The organism is Staphylococcus sp. FW104-15G4D, assembly GCF_058790135.1.
Map to the genome: position 1 here is coordinate 1,180,095 of NZ_JBYTCH010000001.1, position 18,090 is coordinate 1,198,184.

Below are 18,090 nucleotides of genomic sequence, written 5' to 3' on the forward strand. Positions count from 1 at the left end.
ACCTGGCCTTTCAGAAAATTCTGATACAACTTATATTACATGTTTAATGTTAAAAGGGCAAACCTTCAATAGATTTGCCCTTCCATAAGATATTTTGATAACTATTACATTTGTTTCTCTATTTCATCTGCAACTTGTTGAACATGTGTACCAATAATCACTTGTGTTGAGTGTTTACCACTTTTAGTAACCCCTACTGCACCTGCATTTTTAATTTTCTGTTCATCTATAATAGAATTATCATTTAATTCCATTCTTAAACGCGTAGCACAGTTATTTAAACTTGAAATATTATCACTGCCGCCTAGTCCATCTAAAATTTGTGAGGCTGTATGATAATATTTGCCTTTAGATTCTGAATATGTAGCAGAATTATTTTCAGACGTAGCGTTTGCCGTTGGATCCGCAAGTTCGTTATCCCCTCGACCAATTGTATTCAAGTTAAACACTTGGATGACGAATCTAAAAATAGCGTAATATAAAATAAAGAATATGATACCTTGAACTAGTAACATCCATGGCTTATTTGACACTGGGTTAACGAGTGATAAGACAAAGTCAATCAACCCAGCACTAAATGAGAAACCAGCTGTCCAGTGAAAGATAGCCGCTATAAATAGCGATAAACCTGTTAACGCAGCATGAATGACAAATAAAACTGGTGCAACGAACATGAAAGCAAATTCAATTGGTTCAGTTACTCCAACAAAGAAAGCAGAAATAGAACTTGCTAAGAACCAAGCGTAGACTTGTTTTTTCTGACTAGATTTCGCTGTATGATACATCGCAAGCGCCGCCGCTGGTATACCAAACATCATTACAGGAAAGAACCCTGCTTGGTAACGACCAGTAATACCTTTAACTGCATCTTTACCACTTTGGAATTTACCTATGTCATTGATTCCGGCAGTATCAAACCAGAATACATTATTTAATGCATGATGTAATCCAGTTGGTATAAGCAAACGGTTAAAGAAACCATATAACAATGCACCAAATGGTCCCATACCTACTATCCATTTACCAAAAGTAACAATTGCATTAAATACTGGTGGCCATACAAAAAGTAAAACAATAGCTAAAAATGTACAGAAAAAAGCGGTCATGATAGGTACTAAACGTTTACCACTAAAGAATGACAGTGCCACAGGCAATTCAGTTTCACTAAATTTGTTATAGCAAAATGCTGCAATTAAACCAATTAAAATCCCTACAAAGACATTCCCATTTGTCATTTGCTCAAAAGCACTATTAACATCTGTCGTTTTTACTTGTAATAGAGGTGCTAGTTTTTTAGGCGATAGCACGACTGTGACTATGAAAAATCCTAAAGTCGCAGCTAATGCAACTGCACCATCATTTTTCTTAGCCATACCTATCGCAACACCAATTGCAAATAATATTCCTAGTTGTTCGAGTATCGTTTCCCCTACACTTGTAAAGAACATTGCAACTTGTGGCAAAATTGATAGTGCGTCTAGCACGTGACCTATCCCTACAATAATTGCTGCAGCAGGTAATACTGCAACAGGTAGCATTAACGACCTACCTAAGTTTTGAAAAAATTTGTACATGAACATCATCCCTCTAATAAAATTTCAAATTACATTAAACATTGAAATGCTTTTCATATATTAATAATTAATTTTACTTAATTAATTTACCATAAAATAAGACTTTAGAGATGCACTATTTTTAATTAATTATAACTATTTCGTGAGTTTATGCCTTTTACATGTAAACGTTTTATTTATCATCAAAAATTTAAGAACGTCAATTTTTCAAATTTAGGTTAATTGACGTTCTCATATACAAAGCGTTTATAACTTACTTAATTAGTCCTCTAAACGTTTAGCAATCTCATTGAGTTCTTTTTGTAATTGATTTGTGCGTTTTTCTATTTCTTTAGTAAGATATTCTACTTTTTCATTTCGTTTTAAATCTTTTGGAATATCTGTTGTATCAATTGGTTCACCAATTTTTATCATCGCTTGTCCTGTAATTAAGCCATGAATTTTTTTAGGACCTACATATGCAGCCGGTAAAATTGGTGCTTTACCTAACATTGCTATAGTTGCAGCACCACGTTTTAATGGTGCACCTTCCATAGATGTACGGTGACCTGTTGGGAAGATACCAACTGTTTTATGTTCTTTAAGTAGATTGATAGGTCTTTTTAATGTGCTTGGACCTGGATTCTCTCTATCTACAGGGAAGGCATTTAAAGAGCTTAAGAATTTACCGCCCCATTTATTACTAAATAATTCTTTTTTAGCCATATAATGAATTTGATTTGGTAGTAATGCCATACCTAACATAATCACTTCATTATAGCTTTCATGTGTACAAGTCACTACATATTTACTATCTTTAGGAATATTTTCTTTTCCAATTACATATAATGATTTAGCCATTTTGACTAAAATGACGTCTAAAATTTTACTTATAATGCTGTACATTATGTCACCCGCTTCTTGATTTTGTTTTTTAACATATAAATTTTATCATTTCCCTTAATCGAGAACAATAGACGTCCCTGTTACGTGATTAAAGTTATCATTTTTAAAATTGAACTACCTTTCAAAATACGTCTAAAGTCTGATAGTCGTTTACTAGCCAAATTCTTAAAAAAATTACATAATTAGATAGAAGAGAATATTATTTGGAGGTTACATATGTCAGATCAAACACAACAACATCAGTCACACGACAATTACCAACGTCCTTCATACAATAAAAAGCCCAAATTTCCTTGGTTTAAGACAATTATAGTTGCGCTTATTGCGGGAATTATTGGTGCACTACTTGTATTAGGTATAGGAAAGGTTCTTAATCATACTGTTCTCAATCATGATGGTGCATCTGTTCAAGAGGTATCAAATAGTAAGGGCGGTAACCAACTTGATGGTAAAAGTGATAAATACAAGTCGGTTCACGATATGATTAAGGATGTGTCACCGGCCATAGTTGGAGTTATTAATATGCAAAAATCTTCAAGCTTAGATGATTTATTAAAAGGCAAATCATCAAAACCTGAAGAAGCAGGTATTGGTTCTGGTGTTATCTATCAAATCAGCAATGGTTCAGCTTACATCGTTACGAATAATCATGTCGTCGATGGTGCATCCGAAATTAAAGTACAGTTACATAATTCCAAGCAGGTAAAAGCGAAGTTAATTGGTAAAGACGCTCTTACTGATATTGCAGTTCTTAAGATTGAGGACACTAAAGGTATTAAGTCTATCAAATTCGCTAACTCATCTAAAGTACAGACTGGAGATAGCGTCTTCGCAATGGGTAACCCACTTGGTTTAGAGTTCGCCAATTCAGTTACTTCGGGAATTATTTCAGCGAGTGAACGAACTATTGATGCCAATACATCTGCAGGTAATACTAAAGTTAATGTTTTACAAACTGATGCGGCTATTAACCCTGGTAACTCTGGTGGTGCGTTAGTTGATATCAACGGTAATTTAGTGGGTATTAATTCTATGAAAATTGCGTCCGAGCAAGTAGAAGGTATAGGGTTTGCTATACCAAGTAATGAGGTTAAAGTCACGATTGAACAACTCGTTAAACATGGTAAAATTGAACGCCCTTCTATAGGAATAGGATTAATCAACCTAAGTGAAATACCTGAATCTTATCGTAAAGAGTTGCATACAACTAAGGATTCTGGGGTTTATGTTGCTAAAGCCGATAATAGTAATAATGTTAAAAAAGGAGACATTATTACTCAAGTAGATGGTAAGAAAGTCAAAGAGGATACTGATTTAAGATCATATCTTTACGAACATAAAAAACCTGGTGAAACGATTACCTTAACAGTCATTAGAGATGGCAAGACTAAAGATATTGAAGTAAAATTGAAAGAACAGACACGAACTTCATCATCACAATCTCAAAGTCAATTTGCGCAATAATTGTTTGACCTTAATAATCAAATAAGCCAAGAGACATTAACAATAGTGTCTCTTGGCTTTTCTGTATTTATGATTCGATTTTTTTGGATTTGTGCGTAAGAAATAACGCAGGTAAAACGATAAGTAACAATGCTACAGTTGAGACTAAGAAACCTGCATGATAAGCTCTTAAACTTTGTAAAATTGATGGATGATTTAGTGCTAACATAGATGCTACTACAGTTGCGATAATGGCTGTACCTAGACTAGAACCAATATTTTCAATCATATTAATCCCTACACCCGCTTCGGCAATTTGTTTATCGTCAATGCCTTGATAAGCATCGCTTGTAAGACCAAGATTTATCCCACCTACGCTACATCCTCTTATAAAAAGTATCAAAGACAACCATACAATATGCGTGTGATTTGAAACAACCATCAATGGCACTGTACCAAACATGGCTATAATAATGCTCACTATGACAACATATTTCGCACCGATTTGGTCAATCATTTTCCCAATATAAGGTCTTGTAATTAACATACCTAGACCTTGAGGTATTAAAGCTAAAGAAGCTTCAATAGCAGTATAATGTTTAAAGTTCTGGAAGAATAATGGAATAATTAACATTGGTCCCATAATTCCTATATTGGCAAGTAACAATCCAATAGATGACGCAGCATATTTCTTTTGTGTAAATAAATTGATTGGTAGAACTGTATGATAATGTCTTAGACGATTATAAATACAATAAGTAATCGTTAAAAGTATTCCCATGATAATGTATATCATTGGTTTCAAAGTAAAGAATGTACCATCATCAGAAGCTTTCGTCACACCATAGATTATGCTGATACTCATAAATGATAATAATAATATTCCAATTACATCTAATTTACTGTCTTTATTAAATGGTTCAAATTGAGGTACATATTTATTCATCAATGGTATTGCAATGATAACGATAAAGATATTAATAAAAAATATCCAACGCCAGCTCGCAAAATGGATAATAAATCCTCCAAGAACAGGGCCCAATATAGGACCGAAGATCATGGGCGTACTAACCACTGCCATAACCTTACCAATATGGTCTTGCCCTGCTGTTTTCACAAGTAATGTAAACATTAAAGTTGTGATAACTCCCGCACTAAATCCTTGTAAAATTCTAAAGATATTAAATACGATAATATTCCAACTCACTCCAGCTAATATAGAAGTTAAGCCAAAAGCGGCCATTGCTAAAATAAAAACCTTCTTTCCATTAAACTGATTCATAAACCAACCGGACAATGGTACAGCAATGGCGAGCGCTAATACGTAACCTGTAATTCCCCACTGAACAATATCTAGAGAACTATTAAATGTATGATTAAGTTGTTTAATAGCTATATTTATCATTGTTGAATCTAACATTGGAGCGATGGCGCCTAAAGCAATTGCCCAAGCTGCAGTCATTACCTCTTTAGTGACACCATTGGATTGAGAATGAGATGTTACCATTTGTATTCTCCTTCGTTCAAATTGTTTCTTCGTCAACAAAATATACACTCGTTTTGTTTCTTTGTCAACAATAATTCGGTAAAAATTTAGGATACTGCAATTTCATTGTATTTAAGAAATTACAATATCCCCATATTCAATGTAATAATCCTTGCTTTTTTATTTCATGATCAAGGTGCGCATTATATTTTTCAGCAAAACGCATCATTGATTTAAATTCGTCTTCGGTGATATTATCAAACACCTCTTGATCCCTACGTTGAAATTCTTTATGAAGTTCTTCATGGGTTTGGTATATTTGCTGACCCGCTTCGGTCAACCGAAAATAAACTTCCTTTTTATTATTAGGATTTTTATAACTCTCTATTAAGCCTCTTTGCTCAAGACGTTTCGTAAGTTTACTTATCGCGCCTCGTGTCATAAATAATGCTTCTGTTAATCGCCTTACATTAGGTTCGTTAAGCTCTTCAATTGCTTCAATACAATGAACTTCACTTGGTTTATTTCCTTTAAGCGCTTCTTCCATTTTTCCTTTGTTTAGCCAAGCAATTTTATTAAAGATATCCCGAAAATTTTTCATCATCAATTGTTCTTTATTCACACTACGCACCTCCTATTATTGAAAATAAACCTCCCAATCAATGAGATGATTAGGAGGTCATTTTTAACACATCACTTATTGATAATTAACCATGAAATATTTTTTCTTACCACGACGAATAATTGTAAACTCATTATCAATTTTATCGTCATTGCTTAATTCATAATCAACTGACTGTTGACGTTCGCCATTAATATAGATAGCACCATTATTAACATCTTCACGTGCTTGTCGTTTAGAAGTAGCAATACCTGTTTCAATTAACGCTTCAATAATATTCGTTGTTTCAGAAGATAATGAAACTTGAGGTACATCTTTGAAACCTTCTTTTAATTCTTTACCAGTTAATGATTTCAAGTCACCGCTAAATAAAGCCTTAGAAATTCTAATCGCATCATTTAGCGCCTCCTCACCATGAATAAATTTAGTTACGTTTTCTGCTAATGCTTTTTGAGCTTCACGAAGATGTGGCGCCTCTTCTTTAGATTGTTCTAAACGATCAATCTCTTCTTTATCTAAGAATGTAAAGTATTTTAAGAATTTAATCACATCTTCATCAGATTGGTTAATCCAGAATTGATAGAATTCATAAGGACTTGTCTTTTCAGGGTCTAGCCACACCGCGCCTGACTCTGATTTACCAAATTTCTTACCGTCAGATTTAGTTACTAATGGGATTGTAAGACCAAACGCTTCAGTTTGACCGTACATACGGCGCATTAATTCGATACCACTTGTAATGTTACCCCATTGATCTGAGCCACCAACTTGAATTTTACAATTTAATTCACGATTTAAATGACCGAAATCGATAGCTTGTAAAATAGTATAAGTAAATTCCGTATAAGAAATACCGTGTTCTAAACGTGTTTGAATGGAATCTTTACCTAACATGTAGTTGACGCCTACATGTTTACCATAATCACGTAAAAAGCTAATTAAAGATATTTGTCCAAGCCAATCTTTATTGTTGACTAAAACCGCACCTTTATCTGTACCAAATTCAAATAAGCGATGCATTTGCTTTGATAATCCTTGTACGTTAGCTTCCACTTGTTCTTCAGTTTGTAAAACACGTTCTTCTGATTTACCAGATGGATCACCAATCATACCTGTACCGCCACCGATAAGCACGATTGGACGATGACCATGTTCTTGGAAACGTCTTAAAGTTAGGAATGGTAGTAAATGTCCAATGTGTAAACTATCTGCAGTAGGATCAGCACCACAATATAAAGTAACTTGTTCTTTATTTAATAAATCTTCAATACCTTGTTCGTCAGTTTGTTGATATATTAAACCTCTCCATTTTAAATCTTCAATTAATGCATTAGCCATTGCTAACATCCTCCCTTAATATTTTTATAGTTATTATTTTGTTTTGAAAATGGTTACTCGTGAGTGTGTAATTTAATAAAAAGTATTTGATATTGCATTTAATTTATTTTTCAAAAATAAATTTTTAATATAAATCAAATAAAAAGCCCTTACATCTTAACATGTAAGGGCGCTTATGCACGGTACCACCATACTTTAACAAGAGTTTATGTACTCTTGAAAAACTTTATTAATGAGACGTTCATTAATGAAACGTTGAATAACTTTATAGAGGTGTATTCACATATAAGCAAATGCTAGTTCGCAGCGACCACTAACTCTCTGTAATCTTCCTTAAATGCTACTTCTCCTCGTATCCAAAACATATTGAATTGAATTTAATTATAGATAACATTATTTTAAAAGTCAACTTCATGAATATGGTATACTATACCTAAATTTAGGAGGTATACGATGCACAACAATAAGAATATTTCACAATCAACGGATAGATATGTGCAATTCGAACGTATTTATAAGAAAATCAAACATATTTGTGTAGGCATTTTTGTTGTATTTTCCATAATTGGAATCGCATTGATTTTAGCGTTAGTGATATACTTCCATCATTTAACTAAGGAAGCGTCCTCTATTAGTGATAATGAGTTAAAGCAGAAAGTGTTACACCTTCCTGGCGATGAACTAATAAATCATAGTAACAAACATATTTTAGAAGAATATGATCATTCTCTTAATACTCTGATTGTGGGACCTAAATCTGTAAATCCGAATGTGATAAAAGCACTTACCTCATCCGAAGATACTCTCTTCTATAAACATAATGGTATCTTACCTAAAGCATTAATGAGAGCAATGTTTCAAGATATTATTGATGCAAATGAAACATCAGGTGGTAGTACGATTACACAACAACTAATTAAAAACCAAGTTTTAACAGATAAAAAGACATATAGTAGAAAAGCAAATGAAATTATTTTGGCTATGAGACTTGAGAAACTTCTATCTAAAAATGAAATCATATATACTTATCTGAATATTGTTCCGTTTGGTCATGATTATAATGGGGCCAATATTACTGGTATAGCATCAGCTTCATATAGCTTATTTGGTGTAGCTGCCAAAGATTTAAACATTGCTCAGTCCGCTTATTTAGTAGGACTCTTACAAAGTCCTTATGGTTATACTCCGTATGATAACCAAGGTAATTTAAAAAGTAATCGGATATTACATTATAGTATTCACCGTCAGCGTTATGTTTTAAAGCGTATGCTTGTGGAGGGCAAAATTTCAAAAAAACAATACATTAAAGCGAAAAAGTATCGTATTAAATCACACTTACTCACTCACCCTCCTCAACAAGGTGCGTAGTCATAATAAGTAAAAAAGCACTAGTGACTTGTAAAATCACTAGTGCTTATTATCTTTAGAAATGTATTGTTTAAAAATTAGAATAGTCCAATCGCTTGTCCATCATCAGTAACATCCATATTAAGTGCAGCTGGTTTCTTAGGTAAACCTGGCATTGTCATAATTGCACCAGTTAACGCTACAATAAATCCTGCACCTGTTTTTGCTTCTAGTTCTCTGATTGTAATTTCAAAATCTGTTGGAGCACCTAATGCTGTTTGATCATCACTGAATGAATATTGTGTTTTAGCCATGCACACTGGATAATTGTCCCATCCATTTTCTTTAAATTGCTTTAATTGCTTTTGAGCCTTACTACTGAACGTAACTTTTGAACCACCATAAATTTCTTTAACGATTGTTTCAATTTTACTTTCAAGTGGTTGTTCTAATTCATATAAGTGTTTAAATGTTTGAGGCTGATCAATGACTTCAAGTACGTGATGAGCTAAATCAACTCCACCTTTACCGCCTTTTTCCCATACTTCAGTTATCGCAATGCGTACACCTTGTTCTTGAGCCCATTGTTTAACAAACTCAGTTTCTGCTTCCGTATCATGTATAAATGCATTTAAAGCGATAACAGGTTCAAGGCCATATTTCTTCACATTGTTAACGTGACGTTCAAGGTTTACAATACCCGCTTTAACCGCTTCTAGGTTTTCCTCTTTAAGTTGATCTTTAGCAACACCACCATGCATTTTTAGTGCTCGAATCGTTGCAACTACCACTACCGCTGATGGTTCAAAGCCTGCCTCGCGTGATTTAATATTGATAAACTTTTCAGCACCTAAATCTGAACCGAAGCCAGCTTCCGTAACAACGATATCTGCTAAATTCCTAGCTGTTTCAGTAGCTAATATAGAGTTACAACCATGTGCGATATTAGCAAATGGTCCACCGTGCACAAGTGCTGGTGTACCTTCTATCGTTTGAACTAAATTGGGTTTAATTGCATCTTTAAGTATTAACGCAAGTGCCCCTTCTACTTTTAAATCTTGAACTGTTACGGGTTTACGATCTCTAGTATAACCGATAGTAATACGACTAATTTTTTCTTTTAAATCCTTAATACTACGACTTAAGCATAAAATCGCCATTATCTCTGATGCCACTGTAATATTAAAACCATCTTCTCTTGGAACACCATTTGTTGGCCCACCCAATCCAACATTTACATAACGAAGTGCACGATCATTCATATCTAATACACGTTTCCACTCGATACGACGTAGATCAATGCCTAATTCATTACCTTGATGTAGATGGTTATCAATAAATGCAGATAATGCATTATTTGCAGTTGTTATTGCATGAAAATCACCATTGAAATGTAGGTTAATATCTTCCATTGGTAATACTTGTGCATATCCACCACCTGTGGCACCACCTTTAATACCAAAAGTTGGTCCAAGCGCTGGTTCACGTAATGCGACCATCACGTTTTGTTTTAACTCATTAAATGCATCTGCTAAACCTACTGTAACTGTGGATTTTCCTTCTCCAGCTGGCGTAGGACTCATAGCAGTCACTAATACAACTTTACCTTTTTTCTCTCTAGGTTTAATCTGATTAATATCTATTTTAGCTTTATAGTGTCCATATTGTTCAAGTGCATCTGCAGATATACCTGCTTTATCAGCAATTTCTCCAATAGGTTTTAATTGTGATTGATTTGCAATCTCTAAATCTGATAAATGTGCCAAACGATTCAACCCCTTGATCATTATGTAGTATTAATTAATATTAAATTATTTTTGATACGTCTTATATGGTTTATGATAACCGACTTAATTTCAATTGTCGAATATTTCAAGAATTATTCAAATCAATGTTCGTTCTTAAGAATGACTTTAACTTATTTGAAAATGAGAGCTAAAGCTGATACTTTAGCTCTCAATTATTAATTTTAATCTTCCATTGTACTCAAATCACCTGCATCTAAATCTAATTCCCAAGCTTTAAGCACACGTCTCATAATTTTACCTGAACGTGTTTTTGGCAACTTGTCTTTAAATTCAATTTCTCTAGGCGCAGCATGTGCTGATAACCCTTCTTTAACATATTTACGGATATCTTCTTTTAAATCATCTGATGGTTCATATCCTTGTCTTAATGCAACGAAGGCTTTAATAATTTCTCCACGAACTGGATCAGGTTTACCAATAACACCTGCTTCCGCTACGGCTTCATGTTCTACTAATTTTGATTCAACCTCAAATGGTCCAACACGTTCTCCGGCTGTCATAATAACGTCATCAACTCGTCCTTGGAACCAGTAGTATCCATCCTCATCTTTATAAGCAGAGTCACCAGAAACATACCAATCTCCGATAAAGTATGAGTTAAACTTTTCAGGATTTTTCCAAATAGAATGCATCATAGAAGGCCAACCCTTCTTAATTGCTAAATTACCCATACGATTAGGTGGGAGTTCATTACCTTCATCATCTATGATTGCTGCCTCAATACCAGGTAGTGGTTTACCCATAGAACCTAGTTTAATATCCATAGTTGGGTAATTTACAATCATATGTCCACCTGTTTCAGTCATCCACCATGTATCTAAAACACGTTTATCATAGACATCTTTCGCCCATTTTATTACTTCTGGATTTAGTGGTTCTCCTACAGATAAAATTGACCGTACAGATGATAAATCGTATTTTTCAACGATATCGTCTCCAGCACTCATTAACATACGAAGTGCTGTTGGTGCGGTATACCATATCATAACTTTAAATTCTTCTAACATGCTATACCAAGATTCAGGTGAGAATCGCCCACCGGCTATGCAATTCGTAACCCCATTTAACCAAGGAGCAAAGACTCCGTAAGATGTACCAGTTACCCATCCTGGATCAGCAGTGCACCAATAAACATCATCTTCTTTTAAATCTAATACGTATTTTCCTGAGATATAATGTAATAGCATTGCTTGTTGGACGTGCAATACACCCTTAGGTTGTCCTGTAGAACCTGATGTATAGTGAAGAATTAATCCATCATCTGGCGCTAGCCACTCAATATTAAATTCCTCGCTAGCTTGTCCCATTTCTTTATTAAAATCAATGTATTCACCATCAACGTCATCATCTACAACAATGATTGTTTCTAAATGAGGTAATTTATCTTTCGGAATTCTAGGAAGTAATGCTTTATTCGTAATGACTACTTTAGCTTCACTATTAGCTAAACGATCTGCTACAGCCTTCTCCATGAACGCTTCAAATAATGGACCCACAATCGCACCAATTTTTAAAATACCTAAGAACGCAAAGTACAATTCAGGTGTACGAGACATAAAGATAAAAACACGATCTCCTTTTTTAACATCCGCCTTATCTTTAAGAACATTAGCTGCTTGATTTGATAACTTTTTTAAATCACTATAAGTGTATGATTCTTTACGTTTCTCATCTTTATAATTTAAGGCTATTTTTTCCCCTTTTCCGTTATCAACATGACGATCGATACATTCATACGCCATATTCATTTTTCCTGTTTCATACCAAGAAAATGATTTTTCTATCTCTTTCCAATCGAAATTTTGATAAGCTTCATTATAATTCTCTAAATTGTAATCCCCTGGTTCTCTTTTATACACTTCAACTTTCATAATTAAATCCCCCTTGTTCATGAAATCGCTTTCTTTAAAAGTAATTATACATATAATTTTCACATTTTTCAAAAATCTTTGTATTCTATTACTATTTAATTGTTCATGTACAACCTTTTTATATATAATAAGTTTAATAACAAGTTAAGTCACCTGCATAAGGAGATGATAACGTGAGACATGTTAAAACTTATGTAACTAAGAATCTTAAACTAAGTGACACTACTTTTGTCATTGAAGGACCTATTTCGTACAATTTTTTGAAAACGCTTACTTTAGATAACCAGCTTAATGCATTCCGCCTACCTCAGGATCAGTATGAAGCACTTTTAGAGATTACTGAACTACCTGAAGGTCGTGTCTATATCATTCGTCAAGACAAGCATATCGTGGGATATGTGACATATCATTATCCTGATGAATTCGAAAGATGGTCCGAGGGTCATTTGACCTATTTAATTGAACTAGGAGCCATAGAGATAAGTCCTACATACCGTCACTTACATTTAGGTGGCGAGCTTATTGCGACTAGTTTATCTGCGGATGAATTTGAAGATTATATTGTATTGACTACTGAATATTATTGGCATTGGGATTTGGATCAAGCACAGCTAGATGTTTTCGAGTATAAGAAATTGATGCAAAAGTTAATGTCTAAAGGTGGATTAGAAATTTTTGCTACAGATGATCCTGAAATCACTAGCCACCCTGCTAATTGTTTAATGGCACGTATTGGCAAACGTATCACTTTGTCACAACAACAAGCTTTTGACAATCTTAGATATAAAAATAAATTCTTCTTTTGACATACTACAAAAGTATCTAATTTCAAAAGTATCATAGTTAAATATCTCGCATTCAAATAAAGTTAATCAAAATAGTGAGAATGTTGTTACGGGGGGAACATCATGCCAAATAAAAATTTAAGTACTGGTTATGTTTATTCTGAAGATCTCTTACAATACCGCTTTAGTAACGAACACCCTTTCAATCAAATGAGGCTTAAACTAACGACTGAGTTGTTAAAGGACGCGAACTTTTTAAAGGATGAGCATATCGTAATACCACGTATAGCTACAGATGAAGAACTCGCATTAATTCATCAATATGATTATATTCAAGCTATTCGTCACGCATCACATGGTATATTAAGTGAACACGAGGCAAAGAAATATGGACTCAATGGTGATGATACGCTTCAATTTAAACATATGCATCGTCATAGCGCTCGGATTGTAGGAGGAGCGCTTAATTTAGCGGATTGTATCATGGATGGAACATTTATTAATGGATGCCATCTCGGTGGTGGTTTACATCACGCACTACCCGGACGAGCGAATGGCTTTTGCATTTATAATGATGTTGCTATAACTGCAAAATATTTAGTTGAAAAATATCATCAACGCGTCATGGTTATTGATACAGATGCACATCATGGAGATGGTACACAATGGAGCTTTTATACAGACAATAGAATTATGACTTATTCCATTCATGAGACAGGAAAATTTTTATTCCCGGGCTCTGGTCATTATACTGAACGTGGTGAAGATATAGGATATGGTTATACGGTAAATGTGCCTCTTGAACCTTATACTGAAGATGCCTCTTATCTAGAGGTATTTAAAGAAACTGTAGAACCATTAGTTGCAGCTTTTAAGCCTGATATCATTTTAAGCGTTCATGGTGTAGATATCCATTATAGAGATCCACTTACACACATGAACTGTACATTAAATAGCCTATATTCTATTCCATATATAATCCAAGATTTAGCAAAACGCTATTGTAATCATAAAGTATTAATGTTCGGGGGCGGAGGTTATAATATTTGGAGAGTTGTCCCTCGAGCTTGGAGTCACGTCTTTTTAAGTTTAATCGGGGAGCCTATTCAACAAGGTTACCTACCGTTAAATTGGATTAATAAATGGAAGTTATATAGTACTGTCAAACTACCAAAACGCTGGGAAGATCGTTTAAATGATTATGCTTATATACCAAGAACTAAAGAAATATCTGATAAAAATCTTAGAATTGCTAAACAGGTTGCAAGTTGGTATGAACGTTATAGCGATATTTAATAATATATTAAAAAGGGTGCTCAATGAATCATGATGAAACATCAAGTACCCTTTTAAAATTTATATTACGTTTTCACTTCACTTAACAATCATTTATAATTTTAATTAGTCGTTCCACGATATTCTATTCTGTGAGGAAGAATTACATTTGGTTCTTCAATGTCTTCTTCATTCATATATTTTGTCAATAATCTCATGCCTACTGCACCGATATCATATAGTGGTTGTATAACACTAGATAGTTGTGGGCGTACCATTTCGACTAAACGTGTGTTGTTAAAGCTTAAAATTTGTAAGTCTTCAGGTACATTAACCCCAGCATCTAATGCGCTGTGTAAAATACCAATTGCCTGCTCGTCACTAATTGAAAGAATAGCATCAGGCATATTATTTTGTAATTTTTCAAATGCTTTGATTCCCTCTTTATAGCTTTCTTTACCAGAGAAATGTAATGCCTCATCAAGTTCTAAATGATGTTGATTTAAAACTTTTGTTAAACCTTGTAATACATCATCTTGTGCTTTTTTAGAATAATCGCCACCAACAAGTGCAAATTTCTTAGCACCTTTTTCAATCATATGTTTAGTGGCTTCTTCAGCAGCTTGTTTGAAATCAATATTAACTGATGCAATATGATCATCTTTACCATTTGTTCCTGATACCACAACTGGAACTGAAGATTGATTAATTAAATCTTTAATTTCTTCTGAAATAGTACCACCAAGGAAAATAATACCATCAACTTGTTTACTTAATAAATTATTAAAGATTTCTTTCTCTTTTTCAGGGTCATTATCAGAATTGGAGATGATTGAGTGATATTTATACATTGTTGCAATATCCTCAAGACCTCGCGCGAGTTGTGAATAATAAACATTTGAAATATCTGGAATTATCACACCTACAGTTGTAGTACGTTTACTTGCAAGTCCTCGTGCAACTGCGTTAGGTCTATAATTTAGCTTCTTGATGACCTCATTGACTTTGTTTCTCGTTTCAGGTTTTACGTTTTGATTGCCGTTAACTACACGTGATACAGTTGCCATCGACACACGAGCTTCTCTAGCTACATCATAAATCGTTACAGTCATAATTTCCTCCTTGTAAGCGTTTCATTGCTTATAATATCGTGTTTTCATATCATTTTCAAAGTTTATCATATTTATGGTTATTGTGAAATGATTTTGTTCTTTTGTCACATTTCTGTCAGAAAAAGCAAGTGCAATTCATTTATATTATATACTTTTCGCTTAAAAAATTTAAATAAATTAAAATTGAAAATTTAATTTAAGTTAAATTCATTAAAAAATAAAAAGACTACATCACTATTCAAGAAAAGAATAACTGAGTAGTCAATTTAGTATAAATGATTGCAAAATGTTTATTTTAACTTTTTAGCATTATACATATCTGCAAGTGGCTTAAGTTCATTGTAAAAATCATTAAACTCATTCAAATCCATTTGTTGTCCAGCATCACTTAATGCAACTGATGGATCAGGATGAACTTCAGCCATTACGCCATCAGCACCAACGGCTAATGCTGCTTTTGCAGTTGGTAGCATAATATCTTTTCTGCCTGTACTATGAGTTACATCAACCATTACTGGTAAGTGTGTACCTTGTTTTAAAATAGGTACTGCAGAAATATCAAGTGTATTACGAGTCGCCTTTTCATATGTACGTATTCCTCGTTCACATAAAATAATATTTCTGTTGCCTTGAGAAGCAATGTATTCAGCTGCATAAGTAAACTCTTCAATTGTTGCAGATAGACCTCGTTTTAAAAGAATTGGTTTGTTTGTACGACCAGCTTCTTTTAACAGTTCAAAGTTCTGCATATTACGTGCACCAATTTGGAAAACATCTAAATATTCGTCTGCTACTTCAAAGTCATTAGGATTTACAATTTCACTGACTACATTAAGATTAAACTTATCTTTTACATTTTTAAGGATTTTTAATCCTTCTACACCAAGTCCTTGGAAATCGTAAGGAGATGTACGTGGTTTGAATGCTCCACCTCTAATAAATTTTTCTCCTCTAGATTGTAAATCTTTAGCAACAGCATCTACTTGTTCTTGTGATTCAACTGAACAAGGTCCAAATACAAATGATTTATTACCATCACCAATAATGCCACCATTATCAAATTTCACAATAGTATCTTCAGGTTTTAATTTTCGTGATACGTATAGATGTTTTTCGTTTTCAGATTTTTGTAAATCAGTAGAGGCTTTAAAAATTTCTTTAAACAACTGCTTGATTACATTATCATTAAATGGACCCTCATTTCGATCCAATAAATCATTAATCATTTCTTTTTCACGTTGAGGATCATATACTTGAGTTCCTTGTTTAATTTTTTCTTCTCCAATTTTTTGAGCTAACTCGCCTCTTTTAGATAACAATTCTAAAATTTGATAGTTTAATGAGACAATTTCCTCTCTGTATTCTTCCAATTTATTAGTCATTTCTACTCACCTCTAAGATATAGTTATGTATGAAAGTATATTACTTTAAAGCGATAAAATAAAAGTATTTAGACTTAATTCTAACAATTTCATTTTTATAGTTCAAGCGCATATTTACAGAAAATAGAAAATTTTCTGTAAACGCCAACTGCAATATACATTTTGGTGAAAACTTTTCAACATTTACTTATGAATTAGAAAATAAAAAAGCTGAGACAATATGATAATGCCTCAGCTTAAATATATATTGTAAGTTTAATTAATCATTGAATGTACGTTTTTCAATCTTGCTATTTGCTTTCTCAACTTTTTGTTGATTATTATTTGATTGATTTTGTTGTTTTTGAGTTCTGTTGTTTTGTTTAGGCGTATTACTTTGTTTTTTACTTGTATTTGCCTTTTTATTAGATTTTGCGTTTGTTTTGTTACCTTTACTATTAGATTTTTGAGTACCTTTTATAGAATTCTCATGGGTAACTACGCCTTTATCGAATGTCGCACTTTCTTGTGATTTATTTACTTTATCTTCTTTAGAGGTAGAAGATTGACCTTTTTTAGAGTTTGTTGATTGCTTAGTAGTTTGAGTTACAAGATTAGGTACATTATTATTTTTCTTACCTTTAGGTAATGCTGGTTCAGCTAATAATGCTTCAGTGAGCTGTGATTCTTTAGATCCTTTAGTTAGTTTAGATTTTTTTGCTTTTGCAGCTGTAGCTAGTCGATTTGCAAATGAACCATCACTTGAACCTGTGTCATTCTCATTTTTCTTTGTAACTAAATTAGGTACCTCTTTGTCAGCAGATTTAGGTACACTTGATTCACTTGTGAGATCATTTGTATTTTTAGCAACTTGGCTGTCATTAGTGATTTTATCGTTTTTTGTTTTAGCAGCTGTAGCTAAATTTTCTGCTTGCGTTTTTTGATGGGCATCTTCATTTTTGCCTTCTTTAGTAGTAGGATCAGCTAAATCATTATCACTTGATTCTTTTTTAATAGCTGTTTGAGCAATAGCTATTTCTTCAGCTGATGGTTTTTTATCACTTTCGATATGTGATGCTTCTTGACTATCTTCCTTATGTGATTCAGCTTTAGCTTCTTGTATTTCTTGTGCTTCTGGTGACTGGTCAGCTAATTTTGATTCTTGTTGAATCGCATTTTGTAG

At 33.4% G+C, this 18,090-nt stretch carries 14 protein-coding genes; 4 read left to right on the forward strand and 10 right to left on the reverse strand.

Annotated features, from left to right (window positions below):
* Positions 1-104: 104 nt before the first annotated feature.
* Together nagE and AC3WQX_RS05730 are read right to left on the reverse strand one after the other, a co-directional pair.
* Positions 105-1,574 (reverse strand): N-acetylglucosamine-specific PTS transporter subunit IIBC, encoded by a 1,470-nt coding sequence (nagE, locus tag AC3WQX_RS05725; protein ID WP_023350104.1) that lies wholly within the window; start codon positions 1,572-1,574, stop codon positions 105-107.
* Positions 1,575-1,835: 261 nt separating this feature from the next.
* Entirely contained in the window at positions 1,836-2,459 is a 624-nt protein-coding gene (locus AC3WQX_RS05730; protein ID WP_023350103.1) for a lysophospholipid acyltransferase family protein, read from the reverse strand.
* A 216-nt stretch (positions 2,460-2,675) separates the two neighbouring features.
* Here AC3WQX_RS05730 and AC3WQX_RS05735 point away from each other — a divergent pair, with 216 nt between their 5' ends.
* On the forward strand, positions 2,676-3,923 hold the full coding sequence (locus AC3WQX_RS05735; protein WP_023350102.1) for a S1C family serine protease: 1,248 nt from the start codon (positions 2,676-2,678) through the stop codon (positions 3,921-3,923).
* A gap of 67 nt (positions 3,924-3,990) precedes the next feature.
* On the opposite strand, the gene AC3WQX_RS05740 is transcribed toward AC3WQX_RS05735, so the two are convergent.
* From AC3WQX_RS05740 to tyrS, 3 genes are all read right to left on the reverse strand, one after another.
* On the reverse strand, positions 3,991-5,409 hold the full coding sequence (locus tag AC3WQX_RS05740) for a DHA2 family efflux MFS transporter permease subunit (RefSeq protein ID WP_023350101.1): 1,419 nt from the start codon (positions 5,407-5,409) through the stop codon (positions 3,991-3,993).
* A 136-nt stretch (positions 5,410-5,545) separates the two neighbouring features.
* Positions 5,546-6,010 (reverse strand): MarR family transcriptional regulator, encoded by a 465-nt coding sequence (locus AC3WQX_RS05745; RefSeq protein ID WP_023350100.1) that lies wholly within the window; start codon positions 6,008-6,010, stop codon positions 5,546-5,548.
* 75 nt (positions 6,011-6,085) lie between these two features.
* Positions 6,086-7,348 (reverse strand): tyrosine--tRNA ligase, encoded by a 1,263-nt coding sequence (tyrS, locus tag AC3WQX_RS05750; RefSeq protein ID WP_002434727.1) that lies wholly within the window; start codon positions 7,346-7,348, stop codon positions 6,086-6,088.
* Between the two features lie 453 nt (positions 7,349-7,801).
* Here tyrS and AC3WQX_RS05755 point away from each other — a divergent pair, with 453 nt between their 5' ends.
* The gene (locus tag AC3WQX_RS05755; protein ID WP_023350099.1) at positions 7,802-8,716 is read left to right on the forward strand and encodes a transglycosylase domain-containing protein; all 915 of its coding nucleotides are present in this window, start codon (positions 7,802-7,804) and stop codon (positions 8,714-8,716) included.
* Between the two features lie 77 nt (positions 8,717-8,793).
* Here the strand turns inward: AC3WQX_RS05755 and AC3WQX_RS05760 are convergent, their stop codons facing one another.
* Both AC3WQX_RS05760 and acsA read right to left on the reverse strand, forming a co-directional pair.
* On the reverse strand, positions 8,794-10,461 hold the full coding sequence (locus tag AC3WQX_RS05760) for a formate--tetrahydrofolate ligase (RefSeq protein WP_023350098.1): 1,668 nt from the start codon (positions 10,459-10,461) through the stop codon (positions 8,794-8,796).
* A gap of 203 nt (positions 10,462-10,664) precedes the next feature.
* Entirely contained in the window at positions 10,665-12,374 is a 1,710-nt protein-coding gene (gene acsA, locus AC3WQX_RS05765) for an acetate--CoA ligase (RefSeq protein WP_023350097.1), read from the reverse strand.
* Between the two features lie 173 nt (positions 12,375-12,547).
* On the opposite strand from acsA, the gene AC3WQX_RS05770 reads away from it, so the two are divergent.
* On the forward strand, positions 12,548-13,180 hold the full coding sequence (locus AC3WQX_RS05770) for a GNAT family N-acetyltransferase (protein WP_023350096.1): 633 nt from the start codon (positions 12,548-12,550) through the stop codon (positions 13,178-13,180).
* A gap of 102 nt (positions 13,181-13,282) precedes the next feature.
* Positions 13,283-14,455: an acetoin utilization protein AcuC gene (locus AC3WQX_RS05775; protein ID WP_023350095.1), complete on the forward strand. Its 1,173-nt coding sequence runs from the start codon at positions 13,283-13,285 to the stop codon at positions 14,453-14,455.
* Between the two features lie 101 nt (positions 14,456-14,556).
* On the opposite strand, the gene ccpA is transcribed toward AC3WQX_RS05775, so the two are convergent.
* The 3 genes from ccpA to AC3WQX_RS05790 all read right to left on the reverse strand — a co-directional run.
* Positions 14,557-15,546, reverse strand: coding sequence for a catabolite control protein A (ccpA, locus tag AC3WQX_RS05780; RefSeq protein ID WP_023350094.1), 990 nt, complete (start codon positions 15,544-15,546; stop codon positions 14,557-14,559).
* Between the two features lie 290 nt (positions 15,547-15,836).
* On the reverse strand, positions 15,837-16,928 hold the full coding sequence (locus AC3WQX_RS05785; RefSeq protein WP_023350093.1) for a bifunctional 3-deoxy-7-phosphoheptulonate synthase/chorismate mutase: 1,092 nt from the start codon (positions 16,926-16,928) through the stop codon (positions 15,837-15,839).
* Positions 16,929-17,187: 259 nt separating this feature from the next.
* Positions 17,188-18,090: smooth muscle caldesmon (locus AC3WQX_RS05790; RefSeq protein WP_492739905.1), on the reverse strand; the 903-nt coding region annotated here is incomplete at its 5' end.

Bases quoted from the DNA above. Each gene is read 5' to 3' on its own strand.
- AC3WQX_RS05740 (WP_023350101.1), bottom strand. From the start codon at position 5,409: ATGGTAACATCTCATTCTCAATCCAATGGTGTCACTAAAGAGGTAATG.
- AC3WQX_RS05730 (WP_023350103.1), bottom strand. From the start codon at position 2,459: ATGTACAGCATTATAAGTAAAATTTTAGACGTCATTTTAGTCAAAATG.
- AC3WQX_RS05735 (WP_023350102.1), top strand. From the start codon at position 2,676: ATGTCAGATCAAACACAACAACATCAGTCACACGACAATTACCAACGT.
- ccpA (WP_023350094.1), bottom strand. From the start codon at position 15,546: ATGACTGTAACGATTTATGATGTAGCTAGAGAAGCTCGTGTGTCGATG.
- acsA (WP_023350097.1), bottom strand. From the start codon at position 12,374: ATGAAAGTTGAAGTGTATAAAAGAGAACCAGGGGATTACAATTTAGAG.
- tyrS (WP_002434727.1), bottom strand. From the start codon at position 7,348: ATGGCTAATGCATTAATTGAAGATTTAAAATGGAGAGGTTTAATATAT.
- nagE (WP_023350104.1), bottom strand. From the start codon at position 1,574: ATGTACAAATTTTTTCAAAACTTAGGTAGGTCGTTAATGCTACCTGTT.
- AC3WQX_RS05775 (WP_023350095.1), top strand. From the start codon at position 13,283: ATGCCAAATAAAAATTTAAGTACTGGTTATGTTTATTCTGAAGATCTC.
- AC3WQX_RS05755 (WP_023350099.1), top strand. From the start codon at position 7,802: ATGCACAACAATAAGAATATTTCACAATCAACGGATAGATATGTGCAA.
- AC3WQX_RS05785 (WP_023350093.1), bottom strand. From the start codon at position 16,928: ATGACTAATAAATTGGAAGAATACAGAGAGGAAATTGTCTCATTAAAC.